The sequence below is a fragment of the Streptomyces sp. ISL-96 genome (assembly GCF_018614035.1).
GTDB lineage: Bacteria > Actinomycetota > Actinomycetes > Streptomycetales > Streptomycetaceae > Streptomyces.
Map to the genome: position 1 here is coordinate 1 of NZ_JAGGPA010000084.1, position 17,034 is coordinate 17,034.

Annotated in this window: 19 protein-coding genes; 14 read left to right on the forward strand and 5 right to left on the reverse strand. The window is 69.2% G+C overall.

The features are described from left to right. Positions 1 to 181: 181 nt before the first annotated feature. The 5 genes from J7E96_RS35250 to J7E96_RS35270 form a co-directional block, all read right to left on the reverse strand. A complete protein-coding gene (locus J7E96_RS35250) occupies positions 182 to 1,906 on the reverse strand; it encodes a relaxase/mobilization nuclease domain-containing protein (RefSeq protein ID WP_215137739.1) in 1,725 nt (574 codons plus the stop codon). Beyond that, on the reverse strand, positions 1,903 to 2,463 hold the full coding sequence (locus J7E96_RS35255) for a MobC family plasmid mobilization relaxosome protein (protein ID WP_215137740.1): 561 nt from the start codon (positions 2,461 to 2,463) through the stop codon (positions 1,903 to 1,905). Before J7E96_RS35255 ends, J7E96_RS35250 begins: the two co-directional genes overlap by 4 nt. Before the next feature lie 324 nt (positions 2,464 to 2,787). Continuing rightward, positions 2,788 to 3,642 carry a DUF2637 domain-containing protein gene (locus tag J7E96_RS35260; RefSeq protein WP_215137741.1) on the reverse strand — a complete coding sequence of 285 codons (855 nt, stop codon included), beginning with the start codon at positions 3,640 to 3,642 and terminating at the stop codon, positions 2,788 to 2,790. A gap of 424 nt (positions 3,643 to 4,066) precedes the next feature. After that, a complete protein-coding gene (locus J7E96_RS35265) occupies positions 4,067 to 5,371 on the reverse strand; it encodes a DUF3631 domain-containing protein (protein WP_215137742.1) in 1,305 nt (434 codons plus the stop codon). A 233-nt stretch (positions 5,372 to 5,604) separates the two neighbouring features. After that, the gene (locus J7E96_RS35270; RefSeq protein ID WP_215137744.1) at positions 5,605 to 5,835 is read right to left on the reverse strand and encodes a hypothetical protein; all 231 of its coding nucleotides are present in this window, start codon (positions 5,833 to 5,835) and stop codon (positions 5,605 to 5,607) included. A gap of 94 nt (positions 5,836 to 5,929) precedes the next feature. On the opposite strand from J7E96_RS35270, the gene J7E96_RS35275 reads away from it, so the two are divergent. From J7E96_RS35275 to J7E96_RS35340, 14 genes are all read left to right on the forward strand, one after another. Next, the gene (locus tag J7E96_RS35275; RefSeq protein WP_215137746.1) at positions 5,930 to 6,631 is read left to right on the forward strand and encodes a transcriptional regulator; all 702 of its coding nucleotides are present in this window, start codon (positions 5,930 to 5,932) and stop codon (positions 6,629 to 6,631) included. Continuing rightward, complete coding sequence (locus J7E96_RS35280; RefSeq protein WP_251070894.1) at positions 6,628 to 8,154, forward strand: site-specific integrase; 1,527 nt, start codon at positions 6,628 to 6,630, stop codon at positions 8,152 to 8,154. The genes J7E96_RS35275 and J7E96_RS35280 overlap by 4 nt, the downstream gene beginning before the upstream one ends. 64 nt (positions 8,155 to 8,218) lie before the next feature. Continuing rightward, complete coding sequence (locus tag J7E96_RS35285) at positions 8,219 to 9,340, forward strand: tyrosine-type recombinase/integrase (RefSeq protein ID WP_308296283.1); 1,122 nt, start codon at positions 8,219 to 8,221, stop codon at positions 9,338 to 9,340. Next, complete coding sequence (locus tag J7E96_RS35290) at positions 9,340 to 9,675, forward strand: helix-turn-helix transcriptional regulator (protein ID WP_215137750.1); 336 nt, start codon at positions 9,340 to 9,342, stop codon at positions 9,673 to 9,675. Before J7E96_RS35285 ends, J7E96_RS35290 begins: the two co-directional genes overlap by 1 nt. 2 nt (positions 9,676 to 9,677) lie before the next feature. Then, the gene (locus J7E96_RS35295) at positions 9,678 to 12,086 is read left to right on the forward strand and encodes a site-specific integrase (RefSeq protein ID WP_215137752.1); all 2,409 of its coding nucleotides are present in this window, start codon (positions 9,678 to 9,680) and stop codon (positions 12,084 to 12,086) included. Between the two features lie 41 nt (positions 12,087 to 12,127). Continuing rightward, positions 12,128 to 12,673 (forward strand): GNAT family N-acetyltransferase, encoded by a 546-nt coding sequence (locus J7E96_RS35300; RefSeq protein ID WP_215137755.1) that lies wholly within the window; start codon positions 12,128 to 12,130, stop codon positions 12,671 to 12,673. Then, the gene (locus J7E96_RS37980) at positions 12,583 to 12,948 is read left to right on the forward strand and encodes a hypothetical protein (protein WP_251070895.1); all 366 of its coding nucleotides are present in this window, start codon (positions 12,583 to 12,585) and stop codon (positions 12,946 to 12,948) included. The genes J7E96_RS35300 and J7E96_RS37980 overlap by 91 nt, the downstream gene beginning before the upstream one ends. Positions 12,949 to 13,386: 438 nt before the next feature. After that, the gene (locus J7E96_RS35310; protein ID WP_215137757.1) at positions 13,387 to 14,220 is read left to right on the forward strand and encodes a PE-PGRS family protein; all 834 of its coding nucleotides are present in this window, start codon (positions 13,387 to 13,389) and stop codon (positions 14,218 to 14,220) included. Beyond that, complete coding sequence (locus tag J7E96_RS35315; protein ID WP_215137759.1) at positions 14,217 to 14,633, forward strand: hypothetical protein; 417 nt, start codon at positions 14,217 to 14,219, stop codon at positions 14,631 to 14,633. The genes J7E96_RS35310 and J7E96_RS35315 overlap by 4 nt, the downstream gene beginning before the upstream one ends. Next, positions 14,630 to 14,920, forward strand: a complete 291-nt coding sequence (locus tag J7E96_RS35320; RefSeq protein WP_215137761.1) for a hypothetical protein — start codon at positions 14,630 to 14,632, stop codon at positions 14,918 to 14,920. Before J7E96_RS35315 ends, J7E96_RS35320 begins: the two co-directional genes overlap by 4 nt. Further along, positions 14,917 to 15,111: a hypothetical protein gene (locus J7E96_RS35325; RefSeq protein WP_308296284.1), complete on the forward strand. Its 195-nt coding sequence runs from the start codon at positions 14,917 to 14,919 to the stop codon at positions 15,109 to 15,111. Before J7E96_RS35320 ends, J7E96_RS35325 begins: the two co-directional genes overlap by 4 nt. Then, positions 15,108 to 15,431, forward strand: coding sequence for an HNH endonuclease (locus J7E96_RS35330; protein WP_215137763.1), 324 nt, complete (start codon positions 15,108 to 15,110; stop codon positions 15,429 to 15,431). Before J7E96_RS35325 ends, J7E96_RS35330 begins: the two co-directional genes overlap by 4 nt. A 378-nt stretch (positions 15,432 to 15,809) precedes the next feature. Beyond that, positions 15,810 to 16,214 (forward strand): hypothetical protein, encoded by a 405-nt coding sequence (locus J7E96_RS35335; protein WP_215137765.1) that lies wholly within the window; start codon positions 15,810 to 15,812, stop codon positions 16,212 to 16,214. Position 16,215: 1 nt separating this feature from the next. Next, positions 16,216 to 16,611, forward strand: a complete 396-nt coding sequence (locus tag J7E96_RS35340; RefSeq protein WP_215137767.1) for a hypothetical protein — start codon at positions 16,216 to 16,218, stop codon at positions 16,609 to 16,611. The last annotated feature ends 423 nt before the right edge of the window (positions 16,612 to 17,034 follow it).

The following is a 17,034-nucleotide window of genomic DNA, read 5'->3' on the forward strand; positions in this document are numbered from 1 at the left end:
CGAGAACGGACAGTGGGCGTATCAACGGTTGGGCCGGTCACCACGCGTGGTGACCGGCCCAACCGTTGATACGCAGGCGCCTCTCCGATGCGGATCCACGCTTCCGGGGCTCACGGGCGTCCTGAGGAGACCCTCGCCGACGCTGCTGGCGGGTCTCTGGGGATCTGACTCTCCTACCGGGTCAGCGTCGGTGGCGGCTCGGCTGGCTCGTGGGCGCTGCGGTTGTCCTCGGCTGGGCGGCGGGGGAAGGGGCGCCCAAGGCCGATGCGCTGATGCTTCGCAGCCGGGCTGCCTCGGCGCGGCGATTGGGCGCGGGGTTGCGGCTGGTGTGCTGGATGCGGGTGATCAGGACGCGGGCCGGTTGGCGGGCTGTGCTGAGCTCTCGGCGGGCGGCTGCTTCCTTGAGGAGCTGGTGGGGTTTGTGGCCGCTGGCTTCGGCGTCGGCGAGGACAGTGGCGAGCCCGGGCCAGCCCCGGTCGGCGAGGATCCGCTCGGCGTGTTCGGGGACGGCTGCGCGTACGTCGTTGGCAAGAGTGCGGCGGGTCCCTTCACCAGGGCGCCGGGCTTCGAGTTCGGTGAGCGTCGGAGCGAGCGCGGCGTCGGCTGCTGACTGGAGGTGCTGGACGGCTTGGTGGGCAGCGTCGGCCTGGTGGGCGTGGCCCTTGGCCTCGTGCCAGCGTGCAGCGAGGATGGCGGCCCAGAGGAGTGCGGCGGTCAGGGCTGCGAGGGCGTTGCCGTCGGGGCCGGTGGCGGTGTGTGCGATGTCGCGGGCGGCGGTCCGCAGGGCGTGGGCGGCACGGTCCTCGGCCCGGATCTGCGACCGCTGCGCCCGGGAGAATGCCGCACTGGCTGAGCGCAGTTGAGCGCGATGGTCGGCGGGCGCTGCTTGGGCGGTGGCTTCGATCAGTTCGCCCAGAGCGCTGATGTTCGCCTGTGTCCGTGCGTCCTCGTCGGCGCTCGTGGTGGTGGTCTCTGGGCGGAGGGTGTCGAGGGCTTCGGTGGCCTGATGCCAGGGAGTGGTGGGTCGGTCGCGGCGGGCTGTGGGGTGTTCCGCGGGCGCGCCGTTCTCAAGGCGGGCCTTGAGTTTGGGCAGGGTGAGGTCGGGGGCGATCTTCCCGCCGGGGTGGTAGATCTGCTCGCCGTCCTTGTTCAGGTCGCCGGGGCGGCCTACGGCGTAGCCGAGGAGGTCTCCGGAGGGGCCTCGGCGGGGCTTGACCAGGACTTCGCCGGCTTCGAGGTAGGCGAGGAGTTCCTCGGCGCTGGTGGCGTGCGGGATGGCGGATCGGATGCGGTCCTGGAGCCACTCGCGGCTGGTCTGCTCCCAGCCGAGGCGATCGGCTTTGTGCATCTCGGCCTGGGTGGGGCGCCGGGCCGCGGTGCGGTCGCCCTTCTTCAGGCGGCGCAGCCCGTAGTCCTTCTCAATCTGACGGCACTCGTCGCCGACGCGTACGCCGCTGCCGTGGAGCTTGGGGCGGCGGCCGTCCTCGCGAACGGTGGTCGCGAGGATGTGGATGTGGTCGTCGGCGTGGCGTACGGCGATCCAGCGGCAGGCCAGATCGTCACCTGCGGGGGCGATGCCAGCTGCCTGCACGATGCGCTGGGCGATCTCGCCCCACTCGGTATCGGAGAGGTAGCGGTCCTCGGGTGCTGCGCGGACGGGGCAGTGCCAGACATGGTCGGTGACAGGCTTGCCAAACTCGTTATTGCGCAGGCGTACGGGATCGTCGAGGTGGTGGCCAAGTTCGGTCAGGGTGGCGTTCTCTTCGCGGCCGGGGTCGGGCATGCCGAGCATGGCGAAGGCGGCGACGAGGTGCGGGTCGAGGTGTTCGTCGTGCCGGCCGGGGCCGTAGAGGTAGGCGAGCAGACCGCGGGTGTTGGACCCGGCCGGTTTGATGGCGGCGATCACGCTGACGATTCCTCCCTCGGGTCGGTGGGCTGACGCAGGGCCTCGGCGATCAGGGTGAGCAGGCGGTGGAGTTCATCGAGGCGCTGGCGAATGTCAGGCGGGGTGAGGTCGCTGTTGAGCGCGCGGGCGATCTGATTGACGTTGACTCCGATGCGGTTGAGGGCGCGCAGGACCTGGGCGCGGAACATGTGGGTACGTCGTCGGTCCTCGGACAGGGGCAGGTTCGCGGTGAAGCGGCCGTCGATGAAGGCGAGGACGACGTCGGCGGCAAAGCCGGATTCGCCCTTGTAGCCGTGCTCGGCTGCGGCCTCCTGCAGGCTGGTGCGCTCGTCGTCGGTGAAGCGCAAGGGGCCGACGCGCTTAAGGCGCGCGTCGCCGGTGAACCGGCGGATCGTTGGCTGGACGCTCTGCACGGAGGGTTCGCCGACGGCGGGAACGTCAGTAGGCGTCGGGCGGAGGATCATTTGCTGGGCGACGTGAAGCGTGTCCGGGTCGGGGCCTCCCTCGGCCCCGGCCACTTGGTCCGGCGCCCCCTGGCGCTGGGCTTTCTCCGCCACCCCCGGGGCGGAGACCCCCGAAGACCGGCCATGAGTCGGACTCGGGGTACTACTGGCTCCGCCAGGAGCCGTCCGTCCGAACGCCCGCCGCAGACGTGCGAGCAACGTAGGGGACTGCGGTGACGCGGACGGCTCAGCGTAGGTGTCGTCGGGCAGATGCTGGTTGTGCGTCAAGGAAGCTGCTCCAGGTGCGGCTGGGCGAGCGGGGGCGGGGATGTCTGCGCGGCGCGGCCATCGCGTTGTCCACAGGTGTGGAAATCTGCGGGCCGGTTGGCCGATGCTCGGGTGACCGGATGGGTTCCGGTCACCCGAGCAGGCCCGGCATCAGCGCCTGGATACCTCGATACCGACGGCTTCGAGTTCCGGCCGAAGCAGCTCCATCACCTCGGTCTGCCGGTCACTGCCGATCGCCAGGTCTCGGTCCTTCACAGCCGCTCGGAGCAGGCCGCGCGTGAGTTTGCCGTGCTGATGACCGGTGGCCCGGCCGATATCCGTTAGCTCCGCGATGGTCGCCTTCGGCGGCCGGCCACCGCTCGGTTTGCTCTCCGATGTCTGGGACGCAGGTTCCGTCCGCTCGTTACTCGGGGCTTGCGCATCGTCGGGAGCGGAATCCGGCCGGTGGCCGTGGCTGACGTCGCCGCCCGACCGTTCCTGCGCCTGTACGGAACCGGTGCCCGGAGCGTCGTCGGACGGTGCGACGAGTTGGTGAATCTGTCGCATCAGGACGCCGAAGGCGACCATCGCGGCGGCTGGAGGAACGGCTGCGACCACATAGTCGAGGAACGGTACGGCGCCCGCGTGTCCGGTACCGCTGACCCCGGCGACGTTCAACGCGATGGAGCCGACCGATCCGGCAGCGGTCACGGCGATCGCCCAGGGGTCGGTGACGCGGCGCAGTGCCGCACGCAGCATGAGCAGTTCGCCCGCGACGATGAACGCGTCCAGGGTGGCTGGCCAGGCCCACCGGCGGATGGGAGATGCGCCCAGCCCGTGCTGGCCGGCGACGTCGGCGAGGTGCGCGTAGGAGAGCCAGAACGCTCCGGCTGTCAGGGCGACGATGACGATGCCGGCCGCGCCGAGCACGAGCTGTTCGGCGTCAGCACGCTTCTTCGGCTGCCCTTGGGTGCGGGCATCGCCTCGTGACTGAGGTGATGGCGTGGTGAGGTGCGGGGCGGTCAAGCGGGAAGCTCCTGGGGGTAGTGGTGTGGGGCGTCTTTGCCGTCTCGGCCGTTGCAGGTGCAGGTCAGCGCGGGACGGCAGCGCTCCGTGCCTGCCGTTTCAGCAGGGCAGCGCCCGTGTCTTGTCCCGACTCGGGACAGGGAGGCGGCGGATTCCGATCCGAGTTCTGCCCGGGGGCGACTTGCGCCTGCCGGGACGGCTGCGTTGCGGCAGCCGTCCCGGCGAGCAGGACTGCGACCAGCGGCGATACGGCAAGGACGCCAGGGACGGGGCAAGACGGATCAGGACGGTGTCCCCTGGCGGGCTGCCAGCACGGGGACGTCTGCGTTGCCGTCTTGCCCTCGGCTGCCGTCTTGCCGGTGTGTGCTCTGACCTGCGGGATCACGGCAGGGACGGCAAGTACGGCAACCGGGGAGGGTGGGGTTCAGCCTGCGCCGCGAGGGGCACCGACCGGGTGGACGGTGGGGCAGTACCGCCGCCAGGCGTCGAGGAACTTGTTGCGCGTGTAGCCCTTGCGCTGCGTCCGGTCGGCCATGCGCACGTTGCCTGGCCGGATGTCGTAGTCGCGCAGCATCCCGCTGAGTTCCCGGGAGGTCAGGCCGTAGCGCCCCCGCTCTCCCCACGGAGCTTCGGCATCCGCGTTCAGGTAGTGCAGGAGATCCTCGGTGGAGAGGCTATCTGCCTCCCGCTGGGCGAAGAAGACCCGCCGGATGTCGGCGAGGATGCGCGCCCCGCTGGGATGGTCTTCCTCCGCCGCCACTTCGGCGGCGACCATCCGCGCACACGCGACCCGCGCGAGCCGGGGCCAGCGACCTCCCGCCAGATCGGCGACGGTCACCAAAGGCTCCCACGTGTCGGCAGCACGGTCCTCGACCGGCATACTCGGCTCCAGGTTCGCGGCATCCTCCAGCAGTGGGCGGGCCCAGGCGTGAATACGGTCGCGCAGCTCGTGCAGGGCCGGGATGTCGCGCCGCGAGCGGAAGGGTTTGACCTTCTCGCCCTCGGCCTGGCGCCGCATACGGATGACCACCGACCGGTCCATAACCGTGTCCGGAAGGTCCCCGATTCCCGCGATGGCCGCCATGGCGAAGGTGGCGAACTTGTGCGGGGTGTGGTCGTTGCCGACGACCCGGGTGACGTACCGGCCGCGCTGATGGCCGGCGTTGAGGAGGCCGCGTGTCTCCTCGTTCTTCTCCGCGACCTTGGGGCCGAAGATGGTGTCGGCCTCGTCCACCAGCAGCGTCGGCGGCTCCTCGCCGTCGATCGAGCGGAAGATGGCCGCTGGTGTGGTGTTGATGGTGAGCATCGGCTCGTGGACCGTCTCGGTCAGCACGTCCAGCAGCCGCGACTTGCCGCAGCGCTTCGCCGGCCCCACCACCGCCAGCCGTGGGGCGTGCTGCCACGCGGGCTGGAGATGCGTTGCCGCCACCCACAGGGTGATCGCGTCCAGCGCCTCGGATGAGGGTGGGATCACGAACTGGGCTATCTGGGAGCGCAGTTCGTCCAGCAGTTTCGAGCCCGGTGTCGGTTCCGCGTCCGGGATGGCCTCCAGTCCGCTCGCCGGGTCCGCCTCGCTGGCGCTGCCGTCAGCCGTACCGTCGCTCGGGTCCACCGTGGCACTGTCGACCTGCGTGGGGCGCAGGTGGGCGCCGGGCCGGCCGGGGATGGCTGTGGTGGGCCAGGCTGCTCGTGCGGGGGCGGAATAGGGCTCGGCGTTATCGGGTTGCACTGGGCGGCTCCTCGTCTGGCGGTGTCGGGCTTGCACGCCCCTGCCGCCGGGTCGGTTCTCATGGGATTGGTGGGGAGTCCTGGGGCCTCCGGCGTTGCACCGCCGGAGGCTCTCCCTCTTCTCGCGGGCTTGTCGGCACCGCGAGCGACCACGGACAGTACGTCCACGCCGTGCCACAGTCCAACGTTTCTGTGTCAGCTCAGCGCAGAAGCGTCTGCTATGCGGCAGGCACTTCATGCCGCCAGCCCCAGCAGGGCCAACAGGTCTGCGGTCACCACCCGGTAGGCGTTCCCGAGCCTGAGCACCTTGCAGGGGTACTGGCCACGCTTGGCGAGCTCGTACCCCTTGCTCCGCCCAAGCCCCAAGGCACGGTTGCCTGTCTCCAGGTCAACGGCCGCAGGAAGCTCCAGAAGCTCCCCGCGACTCATCCCCTTCACCCGACCGGCCTCTTCGCTCTCACGCATACGCACTCCATCCATGACTGAGCCCACGGCGAACGCGGCTACCGCGCCCGTCTCCAGGTCTTGGAATCAACGCTAGGCGAGTTAATGTGTCTTCATGACACAACGCCGTAGCGACCATGGATCCAAGAAGGCCGACGACGAGGACGACGTCCTGGAGTGGGTGGACCAGGTCATGGCCACCGTGGCCGCCGAGGTCCGCAGACGACGGAGGGAACTGGGTTGGAGCGCGCAGGACTTGGCCGACAAGTGCGAGGAGATGGGCCACCCCATCCCCCGCAATGTCATCGCCAACATGGAGTCCAGGCGCCGTTCCAACCTGCCCCTGGTCGACGTCATGGTCCTGGCCCAGGCGCTGAACACCCCACCCATCTGCCTCATCTATCCCGTCGGCTACGTCGACGACGTGCAGCAGCTCCCGCTCCAGGACTCCACTTGCACCCTGGACGCGCTGCGCTGGTTCACCGGGGAGGAGACCGAACTCGGCGCGGACGACGACATGCTCCGCTACTTCCGGGCTCACCACGCCGCCCAGGAGCGACTGCGAAGCGCGCGACGCGACGAGGAGTACGCCCGCTACCACGCCGAGACCGCCCCGAACGCCGACCGGAAGGCCGAGGCCCTCCGCTCCCAGGCCCGTGCCGCCGAGGCGGCCGATGGCGCCGCAAGCCGCCTGCGCAGAGTTCGCGCCTTCATCGAGGAAGAGGGCGTCACACCCCCGTTCCTGTGGCCAGACGTGGCCGACGTAATCGACTCACCCGGGACCGATCCCGAGACCACCGAGGAGAACGATCTTTGAAGGGCTCCACCTACCGCCGCTGCTCCTGCCGCGACCCCAAGACCGGCAAGGAACTCGGCACCTCCTGCCCCAAGCGCAACAGCAGGAACCACTGCACCTACTCCATCCGCCAGGAGCTGCCATCCCGCGAGGACGGCAGCCGGCGCTCCTTCGCCCGTGGCGGATACGGCAGCCTCAAAGCAGCCCAGGCTGACCTCGACCACGTACGCGCCCTCCTGGGGCTGGCCGAGTCGGACGACCCCGAGGGCACCGACCTCATCGCCGAGATGCTGGCCGAGGTCAGCCGCGAACGGTCACCTCTGCCCGAGGTCGAGGAGACGAGGCGGCGGCTCAACGCCGGCCAGGGCCTCATCGGTAGCCTGACCGTCGCCGAGTGGCTCGACCGGTGGCTGGCCGGCAAGCGCATACGCAAGTCCGGCCTCAACCGCTACGAGACCGACATCCGCGTCCACCTGAAGCCGCACATCGGCGGCCGACGTCTGGACCGGCTGCGCGTCAGCCACCTCAGCGAGATGTTCACGGACATCCGCGACGCCAACGCCCAGATTCTGGAGGACAATGCCCAGCGCCGAGCCGCGATCGACGAGATGGCGACCGTGCCATGGAAGGGCGTGGAGAACCGAGCCCGACGCAAGGCGATGAAGGCCGCCATCGACAAGATGCCGCCCTTCCGCCGCATCACCGGACCCGCCACGCGCCAACACGTCAAGGCCACCCTCCGGGCATCGCTGAACGACGCGATCGGGCAGCAGATCATCACCTTCAACCCCGCCGCCCACGTCGAGATCGACCCCGTACGCAAACCGAAGGCGCTCGTGTGGACCGACGAACGGGTCACCAAGTGGGAGCAGACGGGCGAGAAGCCGTCGCCCGTCATGGTCTGGACACCCCAGCAGACCGGCACCTTCCTCGACTTCGTCGCCGAGGACCGGCTGTACGCGATGTGGCACCTCATCGCCTTCCGCGGCCTGCGCCGGGGCGAGGCGTGCGGGCAGCCCTGGTCGGAGACGAACCTCGACGCCCACTCCCTAACCGTCTCCTCCCAACTCGTGCAGGACGGCTGGGAAATCGAGGCGTCTGATCCCAAGACCGACAGCGGCTACCGCGTGGTCGCACTCGACGACGACACCGTCGACGTCCTGAAGCGCTACCGCGAACGGCAGGGCCAAGACCGCGAGAAGTGGGGCACGGCCTGGGTCGAGACCGGCCACGTCTTCACACAGGAGGACGGCTCCTGGCTCCACCCGGGCAAGGTCACCGACCTCTTCGAGCGCCTCGTCGCCGCTTCCGGCCTCCCGCCGATCCGCCTGCATGACCTGCGCCACGGCGCGGCGACGCTCATGCTCGCCGCCGGCATCGACATCAAGATCGTGTCGGACACCCTCGGCCACAGCGACACCCGGATCACACGGGACATCTACCAGAACTCTCGGGAATTGCATCAGATGGGCGAGAAACCGCAGGTCGCGAGGTCAGGAAGGGGCCTGGCGAGGACTCCGTCCTCCTACAACTTGACGGCCTGAGCTGGGGGTTTGGTGATCAGATCCCATCTGATGCATGATTTGCCCTCTCAAGGGGAGGGTGGAAGTGGGTCTACAGCGACGTGCCGATCTGGCGGGGGCGGCTCATCTGGAGCTGGTCTCCGGGGTGGTCCAGCTGCGTCCGCAGGACGCGATGGTCGAGGCGATGGTGCGGGGCTGGCGGGCCCAACAGGCCGCTCGCGGGCTCCGCGGAGACACGGTCATCGCCCGAGAACGGCTCGTTCGCAGGTTCCTTGAGTACACCAACGAGTACCCGTGGGCCTGGACTCCGGGGCATGTGGACGAGTGGTCGCTCTGGCTGACCAGCGAGAAGCACCTCGCGCCGTCCACGATCCGCAGTTACCAGGGCAGTCTGCGCCTGTTCAGCGAGTTCCTGATCGACGGCCGCTACGGCTGGGCAGTTGCCTGCGAGGATGCCTTCGGCACCCACCCGATAGCGATCTGCCACGAGTGGAACACCATCGCCCACCTCAACGACTACGAGGGCAGTCCGGAGGCGAGGCCGTTCACCCGCGAGGAGATCCAGCGCTTCCTCGACTACGCCGACGACCAGGTCGACCGGGCGGTGCGGGCCAAGCGCAAGGGGGCCCTCGCCGCCTACCGGGATGCCACGCTCTTCAAGGTCATCTACGGGTGGGGGCTGCGCCGCACCGAGGCGGCCAAACTCGACCTGGTGGACTTCGGCCGCAACGCCTCGGCCCCGCACTTCGGCCGGTACGGCACGCTCAACGTCCGTTACGGCAAGGCGAAGAAGGGCCAGCCTCCCCGGCGCCGGAACGTACTGTCGGTGATGGACTGGGCGGTGGAGGCGGTCGCCGACTACGTGGAGAACGTTCGGCCGCGGTTCGGCTGCGAGGACCATCCCGCGCTCTGGGTGACCGAGCGGGGCGGCCGGATCAAACCCGCGGAGATCAACGCCCGGTTCGTCACCTACCGCGACGCGCTGAAGCTCCCGAAGCAACTCGTCGTCCACTCCGCTCGCCACGCCTACGTCACCCACCTCACGGAGGACGGGGTCGACCGGCGGTTTCTCCAGCAGCAAGTCGGTCACGAGAATGACAGCTCCACCGCCATCTACACCCACGTCAGCGACGACTTCATGAACACCATGCTCCGCAAGGCACTTGCTCCCGCGCTCGCCCCGACCTCCGCAGACAAGGACCGCTGATGGCCGCGAAGCTGGACTACCAATGGCACCTGCGCAAGATCATGGCCGACCGCGGACTCTTCTCCACCACGGATCTCATCCCGCTGCTGCAAGAACGCGGCATCACCCTGTCCTCCAGCCAGGTCTACCGGCTCGTCGTCGAGCGCCCAGAACGGCTCAGCCTGAAAATCCTCATGTCCCTGCTCGACATCCTCGCCTGCACCATGGACGACCTCATCGAGCCCGTGGCCGCAGTCGGCTCCGAATCAACTTCTCATACAAAGAAGGCTGTTGGAGCCGAGACCGGCATCGGTGGCCTGCGGCCCAAGCGAGCCCGAATCCGCGGGCTCGAGTGACCGTGACCGCACCCGGGCACTCCGAGCGGGCCGTCACCGATCCGGTCGGGCTGATCGCGGACCTGATCGGGGCCGTCGAGCATGACCTGGAGCCCGACCGGATCCGCACCGTGGTCACCAGCGTCGCGGGCGGCCGCTCGAAGTCACGCCGCCTCGCAGCGCATCTGGCCGAGCATCCCAGCGTGCTGACCGACGGGCGCTCTCCGGCGCCCAGGGCCGTCGGCGACCTGCTCATCGCCCTGCGCGAGGCGGGAGCTCAGACGGTGTCGCCGCCATGTTGCGCTGAGTGCGGCAGACGGATGCGCACCCTCCAGCGCCGCGGCCAGGACTGGTACTGCTGGAACTGCGGACCACTGCCCGAGCCGTGTGCTTCCTGCGGAAACACCCGCCGGGTCGCTTCACGCGACCGGGCAGGGCGACCACGATGCGGCAAGTGCCCGGACACCGATGGACGTGACCCCATCACGGTGATCGGTGCCCTGATCACCGAACTGGACCCGCAGGCCCGGCAGGAAGTGATCGCCGACGTGGTCCACCGAGCGGCACCCCGCCCCTCCTACCAGCAGAAACTCGCTTGGGCCCTGGAGTCCAACCCTTCCCTGCTGACCGGGGACGGCCACCTCGCACCCCACCGCGCGATCCTCCGACTGATCGATCTGCTGCACGAGGCCGGCGTCACCGGGATCGTCCGGCCGTCCTGCCCCGGCTGCCACAGAGTCGTACGCATCGACAAGCCCCTTAACGGGCAGCGGGTCTGCCGCACCTGTATCTCCCACTCCCGCATCGAGGAGTGCTCAGGCTGCGGAGCCCGCCGAGAGCCTGCCACCCGTGACGACAAAGGCCGGCCGCTGTGTCCGAACTGCCTGGTCAACGACCCTGCGAATCTTGAGCAGTGCGTCCGCTGCGGCCGACGAAAGGTCGTGAACACCCGCACGCCGGACGGTCCGCTCTGCCCGAGCTGCCCCTCCCTCCCCACCGCGACCTGCAGCATCTGCGGCGAGGAGAAACCCTGCGGCACCTCCCGCACCACGGGCCGACCGTGGTGCCCGGACTGCCAGCATCGCTCAGCACCGTGCTCGGCCTGCGGAGGCGTCGCGGCCGTCGTCTCCGGCACTCGCGACCAGCCCCTTTGCGCGGACTGCACCGCCCCTGAGGTCTGGCACACCTGCCCCACCTGCAACGACCCCGACTACCCGCACCCCGGCCAGTGCGCTCGCTGTCTCATCAACCGGCGCCTGGGCGAGCTCCTGGGCCCTCCATCCGATGCCCTCCATCCCGGTCTCGAAGCCCTGCGGAACGACATCGCCACCGCCGAGCACCCCATCACCGCCAGGCGATGGCTGAACAAGCCCTCCGTCTCCCCGGTCCTGGCCGACCTCGCGGCCGGCCGACGAGCGCTGACTCACCAGGCCCTCGACGAGCTGCCCGACAGCCCGCCCCTCGCCCACCTCCGCCAAGTCCTCGTCGGCGTCGGTGCCCTGCCTGAGCGGGACGAGTACATGGTCCGCCTCGAACGCTTCCTCACCGGCCTTCTCGCATCCCAGCAGGACCCCGAACAGCGCAAAGTCCTGCACCGGTACGCGATTTGGCACTTGGTACGGCGACTACGCCGACGCAACAACGGCCTTCCCCTTACCCCGCAGCAGTTCATATCTGCACGTCAACGCACCCACGCGGCTGTCGCCTTCCTGAACTGGCTGACCACTCACGACCTCACCCTGGAGACCTGCCGGCAGACCGACCTCGACTTGTGGCTCACCGACGACTCCGCCACCTACCGCCAGACGGCCGGGCACTTCATCCGCTGGGCCCGCACCAACAAGCTCTCCACCGTCCACGTCCCCGCCATCCGCTGGAACGGCCCCACTCAGCCACTCGATGACGAGCACCGCTGGAACGTCGCACGCCGGCTCCTGCACGACGACACCCTCAAGCCCGAAGACCGTCTCGCGGGACTCCTTCTCCTCCTCTATGCCCAAGGGCCTTCGGCGATCAGCCGGTTGACCATCAAGGAAGTCGAGGTAGGTGCCCACGAAGTACGTCTCCACCTCGGCGATGCACCTGTCCAGCTGCCCGAGCCCGTCGCCGAACTGGCCCGCACCGTTGCCGCGAACCGCAAGGGCCACGCGACCATCGGCGCCCTGGCACCGTCTCCATGGCTCTTCCCCGGCGGCCAGCCCGGACGTCCGATCAGCACCACGCAGCTGACCCAGCGCCTGAACCAGCTCGGGATCCGGCCCAACCAGGCCCGCAGCACCGCGCTCTTCCAGCTCGCCACCGAGATCCCGGCCGCGATCCTCGCCCGCACCCTGGGCATCCATACCGACGTCGCCGTCGCCTGGCAACGTCTGTCCGCGGGCGACTGGGCCACCTACGCCGCTGAAGTCAGCCGCCGATCCAAAGAATCTTGATCACAGCGAGCATGTCAGACCCCTCTGACATGCTCCTTCGCATGCCGAGCGAACACGCCCTCGACCTTGCCCAGATCACCAACCCGCACGACGTCACCCCCGAACTCCGACGAGAGCTGATCGACTGCTGGATCGCTGTCACCAACGCGGGCGGCGCCGCCGGATTCCCCTTCCCACCCGTCAGTGACCACGACGTCGAGCCTGTCGCGGACAAGATCGTCGGCCAGCTCAACCCACAGCAGAGCCGACTCCTCGTTGCCAAGGCTGGAGGCGTTCTCGCCGGATGGGTCGTCCTCAACCGCGACCCCCACCGGCTCGTCGGGCACTGGGGCACCGTTCACCACCTCCAGACCCACCCTGATTGGCGTGGACGAGGTATCGGCGCCGCCCTCGTCCACGAGCTCCGGAAGATCGCCCGAGAGGAGCTGGGGCTGGAACAGATGCATCTCGCCGCCAGGGGAGGCGAGGGGCTTGAAGACTTCTACGGACGGCTCGGATGGCGCGAGATCGGTCGCTGGCCCGGAGCCCTCCGGCTCGCACCCGACGAAACCCGCGACGAGGTCCTCATGGTCCTCGCCCCACTCTGATCACAGAGGCATTCAGACAGTTCCAATACCCGACGTCACCATTAAGCGTCCTGCCCCACGTCGGCAGGAGCGCCGCCGAGGCCACCGCGAAGCTCGTCCCCCTCCAGCGCAAGGCCGAGGCCGAGAAGGCGGCACTCAAGGCCGCGAAGAAGGAGAAGGCCAAGAAGGCTGCGGCCAAGAACGCCGGCAGGGCCAAGGGCGGCAAGCCGAGCAACAAGGCGAAGGCCCAGGACGAGGAGGCCGTGAAGGCCAAGCGCCGGAAGCCCAAGAAGTAGGGGTCCCTGAGCGGCTCCGCTCACGCACCGCTCACGCAGGCCCTGCCGCCGCGCCCCGGCCATCAAGCAGCCCAGCCCCGGAACAGCAGAAACCCCAGGTCACGGGCTATGTGACCTGGGGTTTCGTGGAGCCCCCTGTCGGATTCGAACCGACGACCTACGCATTACAAGGTCTATCAAGTCGAACACGCGACCTGCGGCATAACGCCGACAGGGCCCTGACCTGCACATTTGGCTTCCCGGGCAATCCTGATCTATCCGCGACTCTCCCGCCATCATGTGTACGGCATGCGTACTGGAACTTTGGCGAGTGAGTTGCTTTTCGACTCAGTCGGCTTTAGAGTCGACTCACCGGCCCCCGAAATGGGGGCGGCCCCGCTCGGTGCGACAACACCAAAACGGGGCCTAGGTATCGACCCTCCGTGAAGGGACCGAACCATGTCCAACACCGTACAGAACCACGTCAAGCCGTCCGGTGGCCTGGTCCTGCCGGCCATTCCGACGCAGCCGACCGGCGAGGCGCAGAAGCCCGCTGAGGCGCCGGCCGCGGACCGCACCATCACGTACCCGCTCATCGGCGGCGGCTTCATGGCGCTGGAGTGCCCGACCTGGTGCACGCTCGACCACGCCGACGACGTCCGCGACGGCATCCACCCCGTCGACCTGACCCACGAGGGCGACGAGATCTCGATCGACTTCACCACCAACGAGGGCACGCAGGAGCGGATCCTTTCGGCCCGCATCACTCAGTTCCCGTTCTCGTCGGGCGACGCTTCGAGCTACCCGCACATGGCGCTGATGCCGGACGGGGGCAGTGGCGAGACGCTGGGCTACCTCACCGCGGCCGAGGTGTACGGCGAGATCGCCCGCGTGCGGACTCACCTGCGCAACCTGCAGGCGATGGCCGACCAGCTGGCGGAGGCGTGCGCCGACGAGCACGCGAAGTTCCACCGCAGTCTCGACCAGGCGGGGCGGTCCCCCGGCCGGGACAAGTGGCTGAGCCTGCGCCCGGACGACGTGGCGACGATGCCGGTGACGTACCTGCTCGACTGCTTCGCCGCCCGCGTCGTGGAGTGCGAGCCGGACGACATCCCGGCCGACATGCTCGCCACGCTCAAGAAGGGCGACGACGGCGAGCTCGTCGTGAAGATGCCGCGGAACCTGACCCAGCCCCTCCGGGAGCGGGCCGTGCGCGACCTGTTCAGCCAGCACCTGCGCAACCACCGCCCGGACCTGTTCACCGCCCCTGCCGCGCAGCGGGGCCAGGCATGAGCGACGACGACGAGACGCTGTACGTCGCGCCCATGGCGCCCGTGAGCAACGGCCGGGCGAGCATCCACACCCGCGATCACGGCCTGGTCGTGGTGGACGAGCCGGCCTGGTGCAACGGCAAGCACACCGATGGTGGGTTCCGGGAGGACATCCAGCACCAGGCGTGGGACAGCTACATGGTGTTCGACGCCGGTCACGACGACGGCCCGGCGGAGATCCTCACCTCGTACCTGATGCAACGGCCATTCTCCCCGACCAGCCCCGAGCCGCACATCGGCTTCGACATGGGCGACCAGTTCGCGGAGCTGGACCCGGCCGGGGTCGACAGGCTCGCCGCCGCTCTCGTCGAGCACGCCGCGGTACTCCGCGCGGCAGCCCGTCGCCTGGCCGAACTGCGGGGAGGCGACCAGTGAACGCCATCGACTACGCGGCCCGGTTCGCCGGCCTCAGCTCTGACACGCTGTTCGCCCTCGAAGAGGAGCACGGCGACTGCGACGCCCCGCGCGACTACGTCGAGCAGCTGCTCGTCGTCCTGACGGACTGGCGGGCCGAGATTGTCGCAGGTCGTTCCTCAAATGCCCCCGCCTATGAGCGGGCGCTGAATGCCGTGCGTGAGGCGTGGCTGCAGTACGACTTCCGCTACAAGGGCGGCCCGGATCTCCCCTACCCGTTCGACCTCCCCGCGGGGGTGGCCCGGTGAGTACCGCCATGGTGCGCCGGCCGACCGAGGGCGCCGCCGTACACGCGGCGTCCCGGTCGCCTAGGCCGCTTCCCCCGACCCCGTCCCTGTTCGCCTCTCTCGTGACCGCCTACGCGGTCGGGGACCGGCACGGGGTGAACCTCATCGCTCACGCCATCGCCCGCAACGGCGGGGAGGTGGGCGAGCGATGAGCAAGCGCATCAACGCGAAGAACCGTGCGGTGCTGGCTCAACGGCTGGCTGAGCGGAGCGGGTGCGGGTGGTGCTGCTTCTACTGCCGGTCCCCGTTCACCGAGACGAGCCGGGCGACGTTCGACCACTACATCCCGTACTGGTTGTGGCGCACGGGCAGGCAGCGGAATCTCGTGCTCGCGTGCGGCCCGTGCAACTCGGCGAAGGCTGACGCGCTGCCGTGGGCGGTGGCTGTCCTGCTGCTGCAGAAGGTGCGGAGCAGTCCGGTCTGGCGTGCCGCGTGCACGCCTCCCGCAGCGCCGTCAGGTGTCACGCACTGACCTGCGTGACCACCCGGGTCACACCCGGGGTCACGCAGGTGTGACCCGGGTGTGACACCGCAGCGTGCGACCCAAGTGTCCCCCCCTCTGGAGGGCACTGGATCGCAGGTCGTATCGCAAGTGCCCCCCCTTCCGGGAGGGCCTGCGCTGCAGGTCAAATCCCAACGACCCCCCGGGCTTCGATCGCAGGTCGAATCCCAAATGCCCACCCCTCAGAACCGTTGGGCGTAAAGGCTTCCAGCCCTTTACCCACAAGGTCTCCGAGGGCCCGCACAACCCGCTTCCTGTCTGGTCGGGAAGCGGCTGCAGAACAACGAGCGCCGGCCGCAGGATCGCACCCCGCGGCCGGCCGGTTCAGACCCCATGGAGGACAGAACCGTGACCATTCTCCGCACTCTCCCGGACGGCACCGTAGAGCGGATGCCGAACTTCCCGCCGCCGACTCCGCCCACGGGCACGTTCGGCGCGACGGACCCCACGTATGACGACACCGACATCCGCGCCGTCGTCACGGTCCGGGTCGCCATGACGCGCGACATGCTCGCCGCCGCCCTGGACCTGTTCGCCGGCGGCGCCTACGACGAGCACCCGGACGGCTGGACCGTGCCGTACATCCGTGAGTCTGTCGAGATGACGCTCACGCACGAGAGCGTCGTACAGATCGAGGTCGACGCCGAGAGGTTCCCCCAGCTCCTCGACGACCCGTCCGTGGCGGACCGGGTCCGCGCCGAGTACCGCGCCATCGACCGCGCCTACCCGCACTTCGCCCCGAAGGAGTCGTGACGTGAAGACGTACACCGGACCGACGCTGGGCGGCGCTACGGCGACCGTGGAGTGCCCCGACTGGTGCGTGACGGATCACGCCTACTGGGACGACCGGGTGGACGACATGTTCCACCACAGTGCGCCCATCGAGATCACCCCGCCGAAGGACCCGGCGCCGCTCGCGGGCCGGCCTCTCGTGCCGCAGCTGGAGGCGGACCTGATGCTGCACTCGACGGACCCGCGGCCGTGCGCGGCGAGCGTCTACCTGCGGCTCGACGAGCACAACAATCGCGCTGTCGACCTGGACGTGCCCGGCGTCGACAAACTGCTGGCCGAACTGGACCGCTACCGGGCCGGACTGGTGCTGATGCGTGAACGGCTCGCAGCGATCCACGCGGAGCGCACCCGGCGCTGACCCGGCGGAAGGGCGGCAGGACCCCGGCGTACACCCGGTGGGCCTGCCGCCCTCTGCGGTGCCCCGCCGGGTGCTTGCCGGGTCTGTGCCGGGCTTCCGCCGGGTGCTTGCCGGGGTTTCGCGATGGCTCAACGGCTCGGCTCAAGCCGTCCGGCTGAGCCATCGACGGACCAACGCGCCCCTGCGCGCTTGCGCGCACGTGCGCGCGTAGCAGAGGGGACGTTCACCTGTCACGGGCTCGGGTGAACGAGTGAACGGGGCAGGCACCCGACCCTGCCTTTCCGCAGGGCGCACCTTGCCTTGACCCGTCCCCGACCCTGCCCAGGCCGGGCAAGGTCACCGCCGACCCTGCCCCGCTCGGGCAGGGTCGGGGACGGGTGGTTCGCCCCGTTACGTCCCTGCGCAGACCCCTGTGCAGGGGGT